This is a genomic window from uncultured Parabacteroides sp. (assembly GCF_905196875.1).
Classification (GTDB): domain Bacteria; phylum Bacteroidota; class Bacteroidia; order Bacteroidales; family Tannerellaceae; genus Parabacteroides.
In genome coordinates, this window is sequence record NZ_CAJJWO010000009.1 from 29,251 (window position 1) to 47,300 (window position 18,050).

At 41.3% G+C, this 18,050-nt stretch carries 9 protein-coding genes; 5 read left to right on the top strand and 4 right to left on the bottom strand.

Annotated elements, in window-relative coordinates; genetic code table 11:
* Nucleotides 1-2,409, top strand: a complete 2,409-nt coding sequence (locus QZ076_RS05260) for an ABC transporter permease (protein ID WP_293710949.1) — start codon at nt 1-3, stop codon at nt 2,407-2,409.
* Between the two features lie 171 nt (nt 2,410-2,580).
* Here the strand turns inward: QZ076_RS05260 and fsa are convergent, their stop codons facing one another.
* A complete protein-coding gene (gene fsa / locus QZ076_RS05265; protein WP_293710951.1) occupies nt 2,581-3,237 on the bottom strand; it encodes a fructose-6-phosphate aldolase in 657 nt (218 codons plus the stop codon).
* A 580-nt stretch (nt 3,238-3,817) separates the two neighbouring features.
* On the opposite strand from fsa, the gene QZ076_RS05270 reads away from it, so the two are divergent.
* From QZ076_RS05270 to QZ076_RS05285, 4 genes are all read left to right on the top strand, one after another.
* The gene (locus tag QZ076_RS05270; protein ID WP_293710952.1) at nt 3,818-4,339 is read left to right on the top strand and encodes an RNA polymerase sigma-70 factor; all 522 of its coding nucleotides are present in this window, start codon (nt 3,818-3,820) and stop codon (nt 4,337-4,339) included.
* 53 nt (nt 4,340-4,392) lie between these two features.
* Nucleotides 4,393-5,565, top strand: coding sequence for a FecR family protein (locus QZ076_RS05275; RefSeq protein WP_293710954.1), 1,173 nt, complete (start codon nt 4,393-4,395; stop codon nt 5,563-5,565).
* 277 nt (nt 5,566-5,842) lie between these two features.
* Nucleotides 5,843-8,959 carry a TonB-dependent receptor gene (locus QZ076_RS05280; protein ID WP_293710956.1) on the top strand — a complete coding sequence of 1,039 codons (3,117 nt, stop codon included), beginning with the start codon at nt 5,843-5,845 and terminating at the stop codon, nt 8,957-8,959.
* Between the two features lie 24 nt (nt 8,960-8,983).
* Nucleotides 8,984-10,642 (top strand): RagB/SusD family nutrient uptake outer membrane protein, encoded by a 1,659-nt coding sequence (locus QZ076_RS05285; protein ID WP_293710958.1) that lies wholly within the window; start codon nt 8,984-8,986, stop codon nt 10,640-10,642.
* Between the two features lie 53 nt (nt 10,643-10,695).
* On the opposite strand, the gene QZ076_RS05290 is transcribed toward QZ076_RS05285, so the two are convergent.
* The 3 genes from QZ076_RS05290 to QZ076_RS05300 all read right to left on the bottom strand — a co-directional run bounded on the left by QZ076_RS05290 (nt 10,696) and on the right by QZ076_RS05300 (nt 18,034).
* Nucleotides 10,696-14,646, bottom strand: a complete 3,951-nt coding sequence (locus tag QZ076_RS05290; RefSeq protein WP_293710959.1) for a response regulator — start codon at nt 14,644-14,646, stop codon at nt 10,696-10,698.
* Nucleotides 14,647-14,723: 77 nt separating this feature from the next.
* Nucleotides 14,724-16,424: a hypothetical protein gene (locus tag QZ076_RS05295; protein ID WP_293710961.1), complete on the bottom strand. Its 1,701-nt coding sequence runs from the start codon at nt 16,422-16,424 to the stop codon at nt 14,724-14,726.
* Between the two features lie 56 nt (nt 16,425-16,480).
* Nucleotides 16,481-18,034: a RagB/SusD family nutrient uptake outer membrane protein gene (locus QZ076_RS05300; protein WP_293710963.1), complete on the bottom strand. Its 1,554-nt coding sequence runs from the start codon at nt 18,032-18,034 to the stop codon at nt 16,481-16,483.
* Nucleotides 18,035-18,050: the final 16 nt, after the last annotated feature.

Sequence of the window (18,050 nt, forward strand, 5' to 3'; positions counted from 1 at the left end):
ATGAAAGCAGTCGCATTCAAACTCGTCCTGCGAAGCTGGTGGCGGAACAAGACATTTTCCCTTATATCGATCGTCAGCCTAGCAATCGGCATTGCCTGTACTAACCTGTTGGCTGTCTTTGTCATCCATGAATATAACCTGGAGGCGGATAATCCGAAACGGAAAACTATTTATATGATGGACCAGGATTCGCCTATCCAACCCGGTGAACGGGTCTGCTACACAGTCGGCAGTATTCCGGGCGAATTAAAAGAAAAATATCCGGAAGTGACGGATTATCTGCGCCTCAATAATATGGGAATGGACTATATAATGGTGGGAAACACCCGCTTCGCCCCTATCACGATAGTAACAGCAGATGCCTCCTTCCCCCGTTTCTTCCCTTACAAAGTATTGTACGGCAATCTGAATGAGGCACTGACCCAACCGAATAAGATCGCCTTGTCGGAAGAGTGCGCCCGAAAATATTTCGGAAAAGAGAATCCGATCGGCCAAACGATCACAACCGGTATGAATAATACAACGGTCCGTGTGCAGAATGATGGTACGGTTGTAGAGGAAAAGAACGAAACGACCTATCAGGTTGCCGCCGTCCTGAAATCGCGTGACCAATCTTATCTCGGATTCGAAGCAGTGACCGGAACCGGCGAATCATTCGGCGGAGGCTTATGCCTCCTGATGACCGACCGGTCTGTCGACACGGAAAAGTTCAGCCGGCAAATGAAAAAAGATGGGATACAAACATTCGTCCCCGAAGGAAAATACCAGTTATATCCTTTACAGGAAAGCTATTTCCGGAAATATACGCAAGAAAGTTTCCTGTTTATGAACAGCCGCCAGAAAACATTGCTTTACGTCGGACTGATTTCTGCCATCCTGATCCTGCTGATCGCCTGTTTCAACTACATCAATCTGAACTTTTCCCGCTTGCTGCAACAAGTACGGATGATCCATACGGAGAAACTGATGGGGGCGACAAAAGGAGATATCAACCGCCAGCTGTTCATCGATACATTCATGACCGTTATCACGGCATTCCTTTTATCCCTGCTGATCACGCACGACCTGATCCCGGTATTCAACTCGATCGTTTCCGGTAACATCCAGACCTCTTTCTTTTTTAATAAACAGGCATTGCCGGTTATCGTCCTGTTCATACTCCTGTTATCTATTATTCCATCCTTCTATATAAGCCGAAAAATATCCAAATTATCGGCCTCCGATTACCGCGAGTTTTTCACCGGAAACAAGAAAAGAAGGATCGTAACCGCACTCTCCATCGCCCAATACACTGTTTCCATCGGTTTGATCATCGCGACACTCACAGTAAACAGCCAGCTCCGTTTTATACAAAAAGGAGGAGAAGGCTATCGCGGACTGATCGAAGTGGGCAATTGGGGAAGTGATAATTCTTATTTGCCCGCCTTTGCACATGAAATCAAAAAAATACCCGGAGTAAAGAATGTTACGCTTGCAGGAGGCCCTCTGCTGAACATGGGGATAACTCCTATGGATATCAAGAACCCGGATGGAAGCGAAAGTCATTATATGAAAGCACAATATCTGGGAGGACGCGATTATCTGAAAACATTAAAAATAAAGATCATACAGGGAATCGATCCTGACAAAGCCCTCGAACAATACCAGAATCCGGTTTATATCACTCAGAAATATGTCGATCTTCTGGTTCCGCCGGGCGAAAACCCTGTCGACCGACAACTAAGCAAATACGATGAAACCCAGAAGGAGTATGAGGCAAACCGAAAGGAACCGGTAGCCATCATAGCCGGTATTGTCGGGAACTTGTATGCCAATTCACTGGAGGAAGAAGTTTTCCCCAGCATCATTTACATTATTCAGGATGATGACAAGAGATATGCTTTTGCAGAGATCAAAACAGGGAAAGAACAGCAACAAACAATCACTGCCGTCAAAAAAATATGGGAAAAGATGAACCCGGGTAAATATTTCACTTACCAGGATGTCTATAAAGAGTTTATGCAGCGTAACAGCCGTACAACCGAGCTGGCGGAACTGATGATCATGTATTCGCTGATCAGTATATTCCTGACTTGTTTCGGTCTGTTCGGGATGGCACTCTACGCAACGGAGCAGCGCACGAAAGAGATAGGCATACGGAAAGTGAACGGGGCCAACACACTAAAGATCATGTTGCTGTTGAACAAACAGTTCGTAATCTGGATCGGAATAGCCTTTGTCATAGCTATTCCTATCACCTGGCTTCTGCTTAACCGATGGCTGGAGAATTTTGTATATCATACAGATATTTCTGTCTTCCATTTCCTTCTTGGTGGGATTACCGTACTGTTCATCACATTGCTAACCGTCAGCTGGCATACCTACAAGGCCGCATCAGGTAATCCGGTTAAGGTATTAAGGAGTGAATAAGCACAAAACAACATGAACAGCCGGCTTTGTTCCGATGAATATACCTTTGCCATTGGAATGGCAAGAGTTTGTCATCATAATGGCAGAGGACTGCCATCCTAATGACAAGACAGTGCCAACAGGGTGGCAAAGTTCTGACATAAGGATGGCAAATATCTGGCAAAAGCAAATCTAGCCGTTCACCTTCTTATAATCAGCCAGGAAAGTCGCCAGACCGCTATCGGTAAGCGGGTGTTTCAACAGGCCTTTAATTGCAGCCAGCGGACAGGTTGCAACATCGGCTCCTGCCTCAATACACTGAATAATATGCTGTGTACTACGGATCGAAGCAGCAAGCACCTGCGTTTCGTAAGCATAATAGGAAAACATGTCGACAATACCTTTCACCAGTTCAATACCGTCACTGGAAATATCATCCAGACGCCCTACAAACGGAGAAACATAACTCGCTCCTGCTTTTGCTGCCAAAAGAGCCTGTCCACGGGAAAAAACCAATGTACAATTAGTGCGGATCCCTTCATCACTGAAATATTTGATCGCTTTGATTCCTGCTTCGATACAAGGGACCTTCACAACGATATGCGGATTCAGAGCAGCAAGCTCCTTACCCTCTTTTATCATCCCTTCATAATCGGTCGCTATCACTTCCGCACTGACATCACCGTCCACAATCTCACAAATCTTCAAATAATGTGCACGCTGGTTCTCTACTCCCTTAATTCCTTCTTTGGCCATTAACGACGGATTGGTCGTCACGCCATCCAATACGCCTAAATCGTTTGCTTCCCGAATCTGATCCAGGTTCGCTGTGTCGATAAAAAATTTCATTGTCTTATATGTTTATAAATGGTTCTATTTAGATAACATATTCACATTCGTATAGTTTATTTTCAGACGAGCTATTTAGAATGTTGAAAAATATTAATATAGAAAACTGTAAACAGCCAAAACATAGAGAAAGAATATGAAGAAATAAATAATACTATAACTATTACCTAAACAACAACTATTTACATAAGGCAAATAAATAACCCAAACATAAACAAATTGCATTAGTTCTATAAGAACTATGTACCACAGGATGCAAATATAGTCTATTTTTGATATAATAGGTTAAATGTTGAAGAATAATCCCACTTTATAATATTCTTTTGTTAACGATCATGTATACTAACAAGTTTCATTCGACAGCCGTTTTCCTCACCGATTAAAGAAACGCTGGTTATCAAATAGTTACATTCAAGCAAAAACATTAGTTCTTATAGAACTAATGCATATAACATAAAAATACACACAATTAAAGTACAAGAAAAGTTTACGATTTCAATAGAAATTCAAAGCAGCAGTGCTAAAGATTGTAGCTAAGACTTACAGATTATTACACAATTTATTAGAGAACAAATTATTTATGCGAATAGCAGACGGACAAATTTTTGAAAAATTATTCCGGGAATATTATTCTCATCTTTGCAATTATGCCGGCAAATATATTGCCGACAGCCAGGTCAGGGAAGATATTGTTCAGGTATTTTTCATTTCTGTCTGGGAGAAAAAACATCTCTCGATATCCCAGGAAACCTTTCTTCCATACGCTTACCGTTCTATAAAGAACAGCTGTATAAACTACTACAAATCAGAGATCATCAAAGAAGATTTCATTGCGACTCTGACGGATGAATGGAGTGAGCAGCTAAATGAAGAAGAGGACTTTTTATATCAGAAAGAGGTACAGCTGGCTTTACAGAAACTTCCTGATAAATGCCGGAAAGTATTCCTCTTGAAATGTGTCGGCGGACTACGTTATAAAGAGATAGCCGAAGTTTCCGAAATATCTGTAAACACTGTAAAATACCACTTAGGGGAAGCTTTCCGCATCATGCGTGAAGAATTGAAACATCTCACTTTTTTATTTTTTCTAATTTTTTTCTGATTCTTCCTACCCATTTCTTCTTCTCCGATTGTCAATAATGAAAAAGAAGAAAAATGAAGTCTGAAACAATATATCAAATCATCCTTTCTGTCTTGGCAGATGAAGCCACTGACACAGAACATCGTATACTCACCCAATGGCTTGAGAAATCGGGAGAGAACCGAAAGGAATATACTAAGTTCAAACAATTGTTTCAGATCACATCACTGCATCCCAAAGAGACGGAAGTCGACACAGAGCTCGCCTGGCAAATAGTGGGCAGTCAGACTGTTTACAAAAAGAGAACAGTCAAGTTCCCGGTATGGATAAGTTATGCGGCAATGATCGTAATTATCGTTTCCATCGGTATAAGCCTGTATAACACAGAACCGGCTCAGAATAACCTGAGTCGAATGGAGAAAGTAGACATTAAAGAGTTTGATGAGCCGACCTTACTCCTTGAAAACGGAGAGAAGATTGCATTAAGCGAAGAGTCTTTTTCAATCGAGCAAGAGCAAGTCACCATTAAAAATGATAAAGACAACAAACTCGTTTATGAATCTCAAAAGGAGACCAATAAAAAGACAGTGTTAAAGAATCACCTGGTTATTCCCAAGGGCAGGACATACCAGTTACATCTTGAAGACGGAAGCCGTATCTGGCTGAATTCCGAGTCGGAACTTATTTATCCGGAACAATTCATCGGAGACAAGCGTGAAGTGACTCTTAGCGGAGAAGCTTTTTTTGAAGTCGCCCAAAATACGGAAAAACCATTTCTTGTAAAAACAAAAGGCATAGAAATAAAAGTCCTGGGCACCTCATTCAATGTTTCTTGTTATGGAAAGGACAATACAATCAATACAACGCTTGTAGAGGGCTCCGTATCCATACATACGGAACAGGGAGAGGAACAAACCATTACCCCTTCCGAACAATTCACATATAACAAGGATAATCACTCGACGAACATTCAAACAGTGAATACAGAACTTTATACTTCCTGGATAGACGGTAAATACATCTTTAAAGATGCGCCCCTGGAAGAGATCATCGACAAATTACAACGTTGGTATGAAATCCATCCGAATTATAAAGAAGAAGACCTGAAATACAGACGATTCTCAATAATAATAGACAGACAATCGACATTAGACCAAATACTGGAAGTGATCAGTTTCACTTCTGATGTAAAATTAGAGAAAGCAGGAAATAGTATTAACATCAAAAAGCAAAGGAGGGAAGAATGACGTAAATCACACAATGGAAAAACAGAAGAGGTAGTATGGATCAGATACTACCCCTGCACAGATCAAAAAATTAAAATCATTTGTTTAACCTGTAAATTACAAATTTATGGAAAAAAGAATATCGGAAGGCTTTTGTAAGACACAAAAAGTCTTAAAACGATTCTTATTTTTAATTTCACTTATTTGTTCATTATCAACTATTTCGTTAGATATATTTGCTTACGAATCTATATTTGAACAAAACTACACCTTAAGTCTATCATTTAAGAATGCCCGGATGGAGCAAATACTCGATGCCATATCGAAGCAGTCCGGAATCAAGTTAGCCTATAGTAACGAAGAACTGGCTTCTAATAAAAAAGTATCTGTCAACCTGAAAACGTCCAATATAGAAGAGGCTTTAAAAGCCGTTCTGGGTAGTGAATATACATTCAGGCAGATTGACGATTATATTGCCATTGCCAAAAAGGCAATAAGTACTAATACCCCGGCAGTACCCAGTGTGAATGACGAGCGTTCATGGACAATTCAGGGACAAACCCTTGAACAAAGCGAACCACCACTCCCCCTTCCCGGCGTAAATATCTCCATCAAAGGGACTCAGTTGGGTACGATCTCAGACATGGGAGGATATTTCTCTCTCAAAGCTAAAAAGGGAGATATCATTGTCTTCTCATACCTGGGTTTTAAAAATTACGAATACGTAGTATCCCGTGCAATCAGTAACCTGAGTGTATCCCTGACGGAAGATATCGAATCATTGGAAGAGGTTATCGTTACCGGTTTCTCGGAAGAAAAGAAACTGAACTCGATATCTTCTATTTCCTCATTGAATGTATCCTCCAACCTGATCAGCAAACCGGTAACTTCCATGTCACAAGCTTTACAGGGAGGGATTACCGGCCTTTCCGTTTCACAGGGTTCCGGTTTACCGGGTGCAGATGCAGCAACCATCAAGATCAGAGGTGTTTCATCCTTACAGACCAATAATGATCCGTTGGTATTGGTAGACGGCGTTCCGATGGATATGAATAACCTCGATCCTAATACGATCGAAAGTGTAACCGTACTGAAAGATGCTGCCGCAGCTGCCATTTATGGAGCACGTGCAGCAAACGGTGTAATCGTAGTAAAAACCAAACGAGGAACACCCGGTAAAGTAAACGTTTCTTACAACGGATATTATGGTATTCAAAAGGCGACATATCTACCGGAGTTCATTGACGGTGCCGGATATATGGAAATGGTAAACGCTGCGAATATAAACATCGGAGGAAACCCGGTTTATTCACAGGAAGCAATCAACAAAACCAGAGATGGCTCCGACCCTGTAAACTATCCTGATACGGACTGGACTGACTTCCTGTTTAAAAACGGTTCTGTTCAAAGCCATTCTGTTTCTGTATCCGGTGGTGGTAACCTGGCACGTTTCGCATTAACGGCCAACTATCTGAAAAATGACGGTCTGGTCGAAAACACAAATTCAGACCGTCTGAATATCCGTGCCAATACTTCCGTCAGCCTGTTGGATAATCTCTCTGTAAACATGGACTTCAACTCATACCGGACAAACAGGGAAAAACCTTTATTCGATAATGGTGGCGATATTTTTACTTATATCTATTCTACGCCACCTAATACCGTTATCCGCTATCCGATGAAAGAAGGTAACGATATCGTGTATTACGGGAACCGCCCGGAACAACGTAATCCGGCCGCCATTCTCGACCGGGGAGGTATTCGTACGAACCTGGAAGACAATATCAGTATCAATATAGCCCCTCGCTGGGAGGTGATCCCGAAGTTGATCCTCAGAGGACAATATTCGTATCGCATCAGCAGTAGCGCACAACGGGATGAGCGCAAAGCCTATAACTTCTTCGATTATAACTCCGAAGCATTTCTTCAAACCTGGGGAGCCTCTTATTCAGCCTCCAAAGACAGGTCCAGCTATTATTATATCGGCGCGACAGCTGAATATACCTGGGAGAAAAAGAAACACCGCTTATTCGGTATCGGAGGTTACAATCAGGAGTTAACCAACCAAGGGGACTGGGACCGCTGGTCGATGACTTCTATCTTTGCAAAAGTGAACTATACATTCGACCGTCGCTATCTGCTGGAGGGAACTATCCGTCGTGACGGTTCTTCCCGATTCGGCAAAGGAAATAAATTCGGAGTATTCCCCTCCATTGCAGCCGGTTGGAACCTACACGAGGAGAATTTTATGAAGTCGTTAAAAAATCAGATCAACGAATTCAAGGTACGAGGTTCATACGGATTATTGGGTAATGAGAATATCGGATTATACAAATATCAGACATTGATCGATGCAGGAAACGGGAACGAAACAGTTTTCGGTAATCCGGATATCACCTGGGAAACAGTCAATATGTTGAATATCGGAGCTGACATCCGCCTGTTTAGGGACTGGACCATCACTTTCGACTATTACGACAAACTGACCAAAGACATGATCATCATTCCACCTATTTCTTTCATTGGAGGAATAAGCGCTGCACCGCTGAACTCAGGAGAAGTAAGAAACCGGGGATGGGAATTCGATGTAAATTATGGCAAACAGTATAAGACATTCGGATTTAATGTTCATGCCGGTTTATCACAAAATAAAAATAAAATCGAAGCTCTTTTCGGAGCTCCTTACGACAATGGAGACCGTATCCATGAGGTTGGCCATGCGTTGAACAGTTATTATGTCTATCCGACAGATGGCCTGCTACAGGAAAGTGACTTTACGAAAGATGCCAATGGAAAATGGATTCCAAAGGAAGGAGTCACGATCTTTGACGGACAACAGCCCGGAGATATAAAATACAAAGATGTATCCGGTCCCGACGGTACACCGGACGGCAAAATCACAACGGACGACCGTGTGATACGTGGAGACGATCAACCGGATCTGAACTATTTTGCCAATCTGTCATTGACTTACAGGAACTGGGATTTTGAAATATTATTCCAGGGTGTTACCGGTGTAGATGCTTACTATAATGAGCCCTATTCATTCGGCCTGAATGTGTCCGGTGACGGGCAAACACCATTAGCAGTACAAACAGATTACTGGACTCCGGAAAACACAGGTGCACGCTATCCGAGAATGGCTCCGAATTCAACTTACGGCAGCAACTATCACACATCCGATTTCTGGCATTTCAATGCAAGTTATTGCCGTGTGAAATATATCCAACTAGGGTATACATTCGATCAACTGGGATTGAAGAAAATAGGTATTTCAAACATCAGGTTATATCTGAATGCGCAAAACCCGTTCACCTTTGCAAAAGAAAAACTGACAGACCCGGAAAGCCGTGGACAGAGAGGTTCTTATCCGCTGATAAAGACTTATTCTGCGGGTATCAGCCTGAATTTCTAATTATAAACCTTAAAAACAGAATATATGAAACTGGATAATCAAATAAGCCCAAAGGTATTCCTGCTTGTGTGTATCTTATTTATATGTAGCAGTTGTTCCGATTTCCTGACGAAAGACCATCCGACAGGAGTCACCGACGAAGACTTTTGGAAAACAATGAATGAATGCGAAAACGCATTAGGACAATGCAAATTATGGGTAAAAGGTGCATACGGAGGTGAAGAACTGGGGCTGGTATTCCTAGAAGGGGCCACCGACAATATGTATTTTCAATCGAACTTTGAACAACGCATTGTAAGTATGGGAAACGGCTCACTCGTTCCCCCTACCGATAACAACAGGCCATCCAGCTGGGAAGCGACTTTGGACAGTTGGAAAAACTACTACGTTCGCATCCGCAGGTGTAACCGTTTCCTCAAGTTTGTCGATAATGCTTATTTTGCAGACGAGAAAGAGAGATTACGTATGAAAGCTGAAGTAAGAGTTTGGAGAGCCTGGTATCACATACGTCTACTGTGTTGGTACGGGCGCAACGATGGTATACCTATTGTCGACACCGAACTGACTCCGACTGAGATCTATAAGCCCCGTAATACCGTTGAAGAATGTCTTGACTTCATCAATAAGGAACTGGACATGGTAATCAATTCCAACGACCTTGAATTCCTGTGGGATGAAGGACGCCGCGACCGTATGTCGATTTCTTCAGCCCTGGCTCTTAAAATGGACGTGAACCTACAATTCAAAAAGTATGATCTGGCCAAAGATGCCGCTAAAAAGCTTATGGATTCAGGCAAGTTTGAGCTATATTATTCAACTGCAACGGATGACGATCCGGGCAAAAACTATCGTGACCTGTTCCGCTATGTAGGTGAACAGAATAAAGAACGGATCATGTTCAAATCTAACGGACTGGATAACATCTGGTTCCGTAACATGGGGACACCGTTAGGAGGACAAGGGGTATCTGCCATCCTAAAATCCTTCGTCGACTGTTACGAAACCATAGATGGTAAAACCATTCAATCTTTATCCGCCGAAGAAAAAAACAACTTCGAAAAGAATCCGTTGTATAAGCCGAGAGATCCACGTTTATACGCAACAGTTTTCTTACCGGGAGACAACACCACTATTTCTAATTATACCTACGAGCCATTCAATGAGAGTGGTAGCGACTATGTTGGAAAGAATGGTGCAGTCCGCTCCGGATATATGATGAAGAAGTTCATCGATGAGCAGGATCGTGCCACAGGCAACGGTAGTCTCGATTATCCGCTTTATCGTTATGCAGAAGTACTGCTCGATTATGTAGAATGTCTGGTTGAATCCGGTGACTGGCAAAATCCGGATGTTGAGAAATACATCAATATGATCCGTCATCGTGCCGGTATGCCGAATATGGACAAGAGCGTTTATAATACGCAGGAAAAAGTACGAGAATTATATCGTCGTGAAAGACGTGTGGAACTTTGCTTCGAAGGAAAACGTTATGACGATATCCGTCGTTGGGGAATAGGTTCGCAAGTAATGACCGGTCCGATCCAAGGTGCATGGAATCCGAATGATAATGCATTCGTTACGATCGAAAACCGTAATTGTACATTCCCGAAATACGATTCATGGCCACTTCCTCAGACAGAAGTTACATCGAATCCGAATATCAGCCAACCGACCGGTTGGTAATAAATACAAAAGAGGAAATCTTTTAACTGGATTTCCTCTTTTCCTTTTGCTACCTACTTATTCCTATAATCTTTAGGAGATACACCATACTGCTTTAAAAACTCACGATAAAAATAAGACTTATTGGAAAAACCGGATTTAAACATAATTTCGGATACGGTAAACTTTGTACTCCGTAATAATTTAGCAGCATATTCCAATCGGATATTTCTAATAAACTCACTGGGAGTTTTATCCATTATTTCCTTGAACTTACGATATAAAGTAGCTTTGCTTACTCCGATGAAATCGGCAACAGCAGAAGGGCTAAGCGCCTCATCATCTATATTTTTATTGATAAAATCAGTTACATTTTGGATAAGAGCCTCGTCTTCCGGATGAAGAATAAATCCGTCTTTAACCTTCAGAGACGACAGACTTGAATTGAAATAGTCTTTCAAAAGCGCCTGCCTTGACAGCAGATTCTCTATAGTCGATATGATTTGTCGCGGATGGAAAGGCTTTCCTATATAGGCATCCGCCCCATGATTATAAGCATTGACCTGATCGCTGACTGATGCTTTCGCCGATATTCCAATAATCGGGATATAGCTTGTCTTTACATCTGATTTCAGGTGATCGATCAAAGTGATCCCGTCCATATCAGGCATAACCATATCACTAATAATGATGTCCGGATGATTTTTTTCTATTTCCCTAAGGGCTTCCAGGCCATTGTTTGCCTCCCGTATAGTATAGTCCGATAAAATATCCCTCAACAAACTCCGGATATTTTTCTCGTCTTCTACGATCAGGACCTTCACTTCCTTATGAAGTTCCGGCTCTTTTCCCGTTTTTTGCTCTTTTTGTATGACTTCTTCATCAATTATAATAGAAGAACTATCCACAGATAAAGATGGAATACTTACCTGGAATTCGACATACTTACCCAATTCGCTATTTACTTTTATTTCTCCTCCCAATAATTCGGTCAGGCTTTTGGTCAGATTCAGACCGATCCCGTTACTGACTGAATTATTCAAACGCGGCATATCAAAGATTTTGAACTTATCGAAAATTTCGGCCATCTGCTGTTCGGTTAACCCTTTCCCCGAATTTCGAATAATCAAATGCAGTCTATTGTTTTGAGTCGCATCCTGAAATACTTCCAACCGGATATATCCATAACCCGGAGTATATTTAAAAGCATTGGATAAAAGATTGAAAACAATCTTCTCCAAAGCATTCCGGTCTGAATAGATCTGAGTAGTATCATGTATATCTATCTTGAAATCAATCTTGTTTTCCTTCAGTATATCTACATAATTGCCGGATACAGACTCTATAAATGACTCGACTTCCATATTTTCCGGATGCAAATCCATATTACCGGACTTAGTCTTACGGAATTCCATAAGTTCACTAATCAGCTTTTGCATCCGCTCTGCGTTATTTTTTATAATCAACAAATATTTCTCCGTCTCTTTATCCAGTCCCGACTGCTCCAACAAATACTGGACAGGAGTATAGATCAATGTTAACGGGGTAAAGAATTCATGAGCCACATTGGTAAAGAAATTCAGTCTCGATTCGTAGAACTTTTGTTCATGCTGTTTCTCTATCTGTGCAATCAACACCTGGCGGTTTAAGCGGATGCGATTCTTTACCACAGACCTGGTAATGAAGAATAGAATTAAACACAAAACCCCATAGACAACCAAAGCCGGAATACTGAACCACCACGGATACCCCATCTTTATAATCAGCTTATAAGTATTGTCACCCCAAACTTTATCGCCATTGGTACTCTTCACTTCAAGCTGATATTTACCCGGTGGAAGTTGGGTAAAAACAATATTGGGGTTATTACCTACATAAATCCAGTTATCCGAATGATTTTTCAACCGATAGGCATATTCACAATTATCATTATTAATAAAGTCTTTAGCGATAAACGTAAAGGTCACGAACTTCTCCTCATAATTGAGTTTCAAGACATCCTGTTTTATCCTGTCATGGATATTCTGGACACTATCGTAAATCTTCAGACTACTGAGAACGAGCGGAGGTGTAAACTCACGTAAATGCATATTTTGCGGATTGAAGTAACTTAATCCACTTACGCCTCCAAAATATAAAAATCCTCTACTGTCTTTAAAATAAGCACCATCCGAAAATTCATCGTTTTGCAGTCCGTTCCTAAATGTATAATTTTCAATCTTATTATCCGGGATATTCAGGTTGGATAATCCCTGATTCGTACTAAACCAGATATTCCCGTCATCGCCCTTCAATATACCATGGATTGTCTTGTTGTTCAGCTGTTCATTGGCATATTGGAAAAGTTGAAGATCACCAGCCCGATTATCCAGCCTGTTCAACCCATAACTAGTTCCTATCCAGATATTATTCTCATCATATAATAAAGACAATACGTCATTATTGGTCAGTAAAATATTCGTATCGATATCTTCCAGTGAACAGATTCCGTTGTTGGGAATATCGATCCGGTTCAATCCGCCACCCCGTGTACCAAACCATAGAAAACGGTCATCGGGGCTTGAGGTTACAGCATAAACCACATCATTATTCAACGAACTGTTTTTATCGGATGAATTATATTGCCGGAAGCCATCTACCTTATATACACCATTTTCCTTCGAAATATTCATTTTAATTAATCCATAACCGGAAGTTCCTATCCAGAGCAGCGAGTCGTTATTCGTAAAACAAATACTGTAAACGGCTTTAAATGCCGGATACTTATCCGGGACTTTCAGTTTCAATAATCGACCGGTTCCAGCCTCCAGGATATTAATACCCGCCCCTTCCGTACCGATAAATACATCATCCGATCCGTTCTTCCTCATCGTGTACACAGAATTGGATATCAACCCTCTACTCTCATCCAGAAAATCAGACAGTTGCTTTGTCTCCGTATTCAGTAATTTTACTCCGCTACCCTTTGTTCCTACCAGTATATTATCATCGACTTCACAGAAACTTCTTACGGGATGGAGCGTGTGAACCGTCCGGAAGATAGAATTATACGAGTACAGTTGTGCTAATCCCTGCCCGTCGGTACCGATCCATAATATATCCTGGCTACCCGGATAAATAGTAAACACAGATAGCTGCCTGGGCAGTTCATCCAGATATGAATAGGTCTTTCCATCCAGATCATAGACGACACATCCTCCTTCTATAAAACTAATATAAAGCTTCTTACCCAATAAGACCGTTTGTGAAACTGAATTACGAATATCCAGTTCTACACGATGAGAAACAGTAAAGTCAGGATTGAGCAGATACAGGATATTCCCCTCGTTCAAAATGAGGGTGCCGTTCGATCTGAATATCTTATTTACAGGGCCACCCGTGGAGACAGACTGTAAATCCGCCTCTTTCAGCTCACCTTGTATCCAGTTGTAATTCAAATATTTTACATTTCCATTCTCAAACAAGAATATAATATTTCCGGCATCATCCGTACAATAATCCTTTACCGTACCCGTAAAAGTCGTTTTTACCGGATCGAATTCATCTGTCTGTTCATCATAACGAAACAAATATTTCCCCCTGACAAAACAAATGATCTCTTTTCCTCCTATGTTTCCCAGAATAAATGATTTTTCCTGATTGGGTATTTTATTATCCGCTTGCAGATAATAGCGGGTTATTTGATGTGTCTTCTTATTCAAGCGGTTTATACCATTATCTGTTGCAATCCACAAATAATCTTCTTTTTCTATAAGCTGCCTGATAATATTATTACTGATCGAGTTCAGATTACTCTTACTATATCTGAAAGTGAGTATATCTCTCCCATTGAACGCATTCAGTCCATCCCATGTTCCTACCCAGATGGTATGCTCATTATCCTCTAAAATACAATTAACCGAATTATTTGTCAACCCGTCTATGTTTGAAATGTATTTCAAAAGGTTAGAAGCACTGATATTTTCCGGGGAGAAACATGAAACAAAAAGAATGAAACATATTTTTATTACCAGCGAACTTTTCATGCAAGTGTATCTTATTTATGGCACTTAGAACAGTGACAAATATAAAGAATATATTTAGAATAAATATGCTAAATACGTTACAGAGAATAATCGATCACATCCTGACCGATCATCAACTTTCCTTTTTTCTTTGTCCTGACAGCCGAAGAAGGGAGGCAAACAATCGTTGCCGCTTGATCGGCCTGTAAGCGAACAGCCACTTTTCCCTGACAATTTTTCCGGAGATACTGCTTCGACACCAGATCATACAGATCGACAGGTGCTTCGACATGCAGGTTCAAAGTAACAGTCTTGTCTTCAAAATAAGGATTGAAGATTAAATAGGTCGGATATTTTCTGTCGGAATAGAAATCGGTGGCATTACAATCCAATTGAAGAATACCTTCCACATCGGTCGTGTCGACAATAGCCGCCAGCATTCCTACCCAGGCCGAACCATACAGACAGATATCTGTCGCAGATGACATCGTTTTTACCTGGTCGCCTATCGCATAAGGACCTTCTTCAGCCAATAATCCCTGAAAAGGTTCGAAATGATTACCATGTTCCAGATCCTTCCTCAAACCTTCATAACATATTACATGTTGTGGGTCTCCCTGCCAGATAGAACTCGACTGACGGTTACGTGGGTGTTCATCCGAATAAAACAAACGACATGCATTAGCCAGGTTCAAGACCCATTTACCGATTGTTGCAGAATAAGCCGGATTATATTTGACAATAGGAACGAGTGCTGCTGCCTGTGAGAAAGTATTCATGGCAAAAGCATACTGTTCTTCTTTCTTTTGCCCTACCAGTCCATGCACATCATATTTATTCCAACGTTCACACATTACTCCCCACCCATCGCGATCGGAATTGTTTCCGTCAAAACACCAATTCAACATTTTCAACTCATCATAATGGGTACCCAGTTCTGCATTCATTCTGACAGCCAGGTATGCACCATAAGGCATCATGATCTCATAAAAGGTTCCTTCCGCTTCCTGACGGTTCTGTAGAAAAGCCATACATTGACGAGCAGCATTCAAATACTTCTGATCACCGTATTTTATCCAGGAAATATATTGCAGCCATGCAAGTCCGGCTGCTGCATCGGGTTCACGCCATACATTATTATGATACCCTTTACGGTTCTTAAAGTCAAATGCCGTAAAGTTAAAATCAGGGTATTCTCTTCCCCGGCTTAAATCATTGATTGCTTCGAGCCAGTTATCCACAGTTATCTTCATCGGCTCCTGCATTTCTTCTTTTGCCGGATATAAATCGACCAGCATGGAATAAGCCATTGCGGGCCATATCTCATACCAGAAACTTTCACCGGCCTTCCTATTTAATCCGTTTAGAATAAGGTTTGTCCCGTTCTTCTTATTAAAGAACTGACGTATCATTGTCACATAATCTTCTCCCTGATAGTTACTTTTATCTATATTGAGCAAGCTCGCGCTAATCAGGGACCCCATTGTCGGCAACGATTCATAAGTATTTCCTCCCAAACGCCTTTTATCCACATAACTGGGAAGCCCGAATGTTCGGAAAGGGAAATTGACCCGTGAGTCATCCCACCAGATAAGAGGAAGGTTTTGCCCTTTAGCATTGAAATCATAGAATAACTTATCCTGCTGTGTAGCAATCTCTTTCCAGTTTTTCATCTTATAAGGGGAAGGCATATTCGGCATATACTGCACAAGACGAATATCTTTTTGCTTCACCTGACTTTGAACGGATGTGCCGGTCGACAAGATTCCGGCCAATAAAATCAATACAATCTTTTTCATGATTAGAAGGTTAAAAAAAGGGCGAATATAATCCGCCCTTCTATTTATAATTAGATTTAATATCCCGGATTTTGTGAAAGAACATTCTGACTCTTATCTCTTTCCCCTTGTGGTATCGGTAAGAGATAGTCTCTTGAATCCTGGAAGTTCGCACCTTTGTCCGTACTGTACTTGGCAGCATATCCGCGCATAACCTCTCCGAAACGTTTCTGCCTCATCAGGTCATCACGTCGCCATCCTTCCATTGCCAACTCACAACGGCGTTCATGCCAGATAATCTCTTTCAGCTTTTCTTTGTTGGTCTCCGTAATATCCGGCAGAGAGGATGATGTAACAGCCGGTACGTAAGCCTGTTTATCTCTACGAGGGTCCAAAGGATTCGTTTCACGGGCTCTTCTTCTTACATCGTTCAGGTAAGTCAATGCCTGCATCGATTTGCCATTTTCATTCAAAACTTCGGCATACATTAAAAGAACATCCGAATAACGGATCAACCGGATATTGTAACTGATCATCCACACATCAAATCCTGTTTTCTCAACCATAGGAACAGTCATCTTATAGTCGTGATATCCGCTCTGTGATTCCGCATTATCCTGATCTTCCGTATCGCCCACATAGCGGTCACCGGTTTGAGTAAAGACATAAGTAATACGAGGATCATCTGCATCGAATGCATCATAGAGGTCTTGTGTCGGAACATGGAAACCATATCCCTGATAACCGCTTACACGACGGCTGGTGAAGAAATGAGGAACATTTGTCCCGGTAGCAATCGTCTTGTCATATACCTTGTTAGATATCTCAAATACAGATTCCGTACCATTTTCATACTCCTGGCGCCAATTCATTCCATAATCTGAAAGCAGGCTATAATCCTTATCTACCTCGACAATATCATGCAATACAGCTTCTGCCAAACTAAAATCACCTTTAAACATATAAGTCTTTGCAAGCATAGTCTTAGCAAAACCACGCGTCACCCGATAAGCATCTTCCGCCCCATAAAATCCCTTTGCTGGAAGTTCAGATGCTGCATTCAGGTCCTCGATAATAAATTCGTATACTTTTTCTACCGAAGAACGGGGAACCATCAAAATTTCAGCGGGCAGCATAGGTTCTGTCAACAAAGGGACTTCACCAAATGTAGTGACAAGGCAATAATAACCAAATGCTCTCAATGCTTTCGCCTCATTTGCATAACGAGTCAACGTCTCTTTGTCACCTATTGCATTCGGGGCATAATAAATAACATCGTTACAGCGATTAATCAACCTATATAAAATTTCCCAGCGGCGACCTACTTCGCCATTGGTTGTATAAACCGTAAAATTCGCCAGATCGCGTACTTCACCACGGTCACCGTCACCACCGCCACCTTTTAATGCATCATCAGTTGTACAATCTCCTATAAAATAATGATTCAATGCATATTCGTTCCAGGTTGTGCGCAATTGCAGGTAAGCCCCGGTCAACGCCTGTTCAATATCACTTTCTTTCTGGTAATAATTATCACTTGTCGTTTTACCATAACTTGGTTCATCAAGAGAGCAGCTGTATAATCCTAACCCTACTAGTGCCCAACAGATTATTAATATTATTTTTTTCATACTTTTTTCTTTTAGC

Bases quoted from the DNA above. Each gene is read 5' to 3' on its own strand.
- QZ076_RS05260 (WP_293710949.1), top strand. From the start codon at position 1: ATGAAAGCAGTCGCATTCAAACTCGTCCTGCGAAGCTGGTGGCGGAAC.
- fsa (WP_293710951.1), bottom strand. From the start codon at position 3,237: ATGAAATTTTTTATCGACACAGCGAACCTGGATCAGATTCGGGAAGCA.
- QZ076_RS05270 (WP_293710952.1), top strand. From the start codon at position 3,818: ATGCGAATAGCAGACGGACAAATTTTTGAAAAATTATTCCGGGAATAT.
- QZ076_RS05275 (WP_293710954.1), top strand. From the start codon at position 4,393: ATGAAGTCTGAAACAATATATCAAATCATCCTTTCTGTCTTGGCAGAT.
- QZ076_RS05280 (WP_293710956.1), top strand. From the start codon at position 5,843: ATGGAGCAAATACTCGATGCCATATCGAAGCAGTCCGGAATCAAGTTA.
- QZ076_RS05285 (WP_293710958.1), top strand. From the start codon at position 8,984: ATGAAACTGGATAATCAAATAAGCCCAAAGGTATTCCTGCTTGTGTGT.
- QZ076_RS05290 (WP_293710959.1), bottom strand. From the start codon at position 14,646: ATGAAAAGTTCGCTGGTAATAAAAATATGTTTCATTCTTTTTGTTTCA.
- QZ076_RS05295 (WP_293710961.1), bottom strand. From the start codon at position 16,424: ATGAAAAAGATTGTATTGATTTTATTGGCCGGAATCTTGTCGACCGGC.
- QZ076_RS05300 (WP_293710963.1), bottom strand. From the start codon at position 18,034: ATGAAAAAAATAATATTAATAATCTGTTGGGCACTAGTAGGGTTAGGA.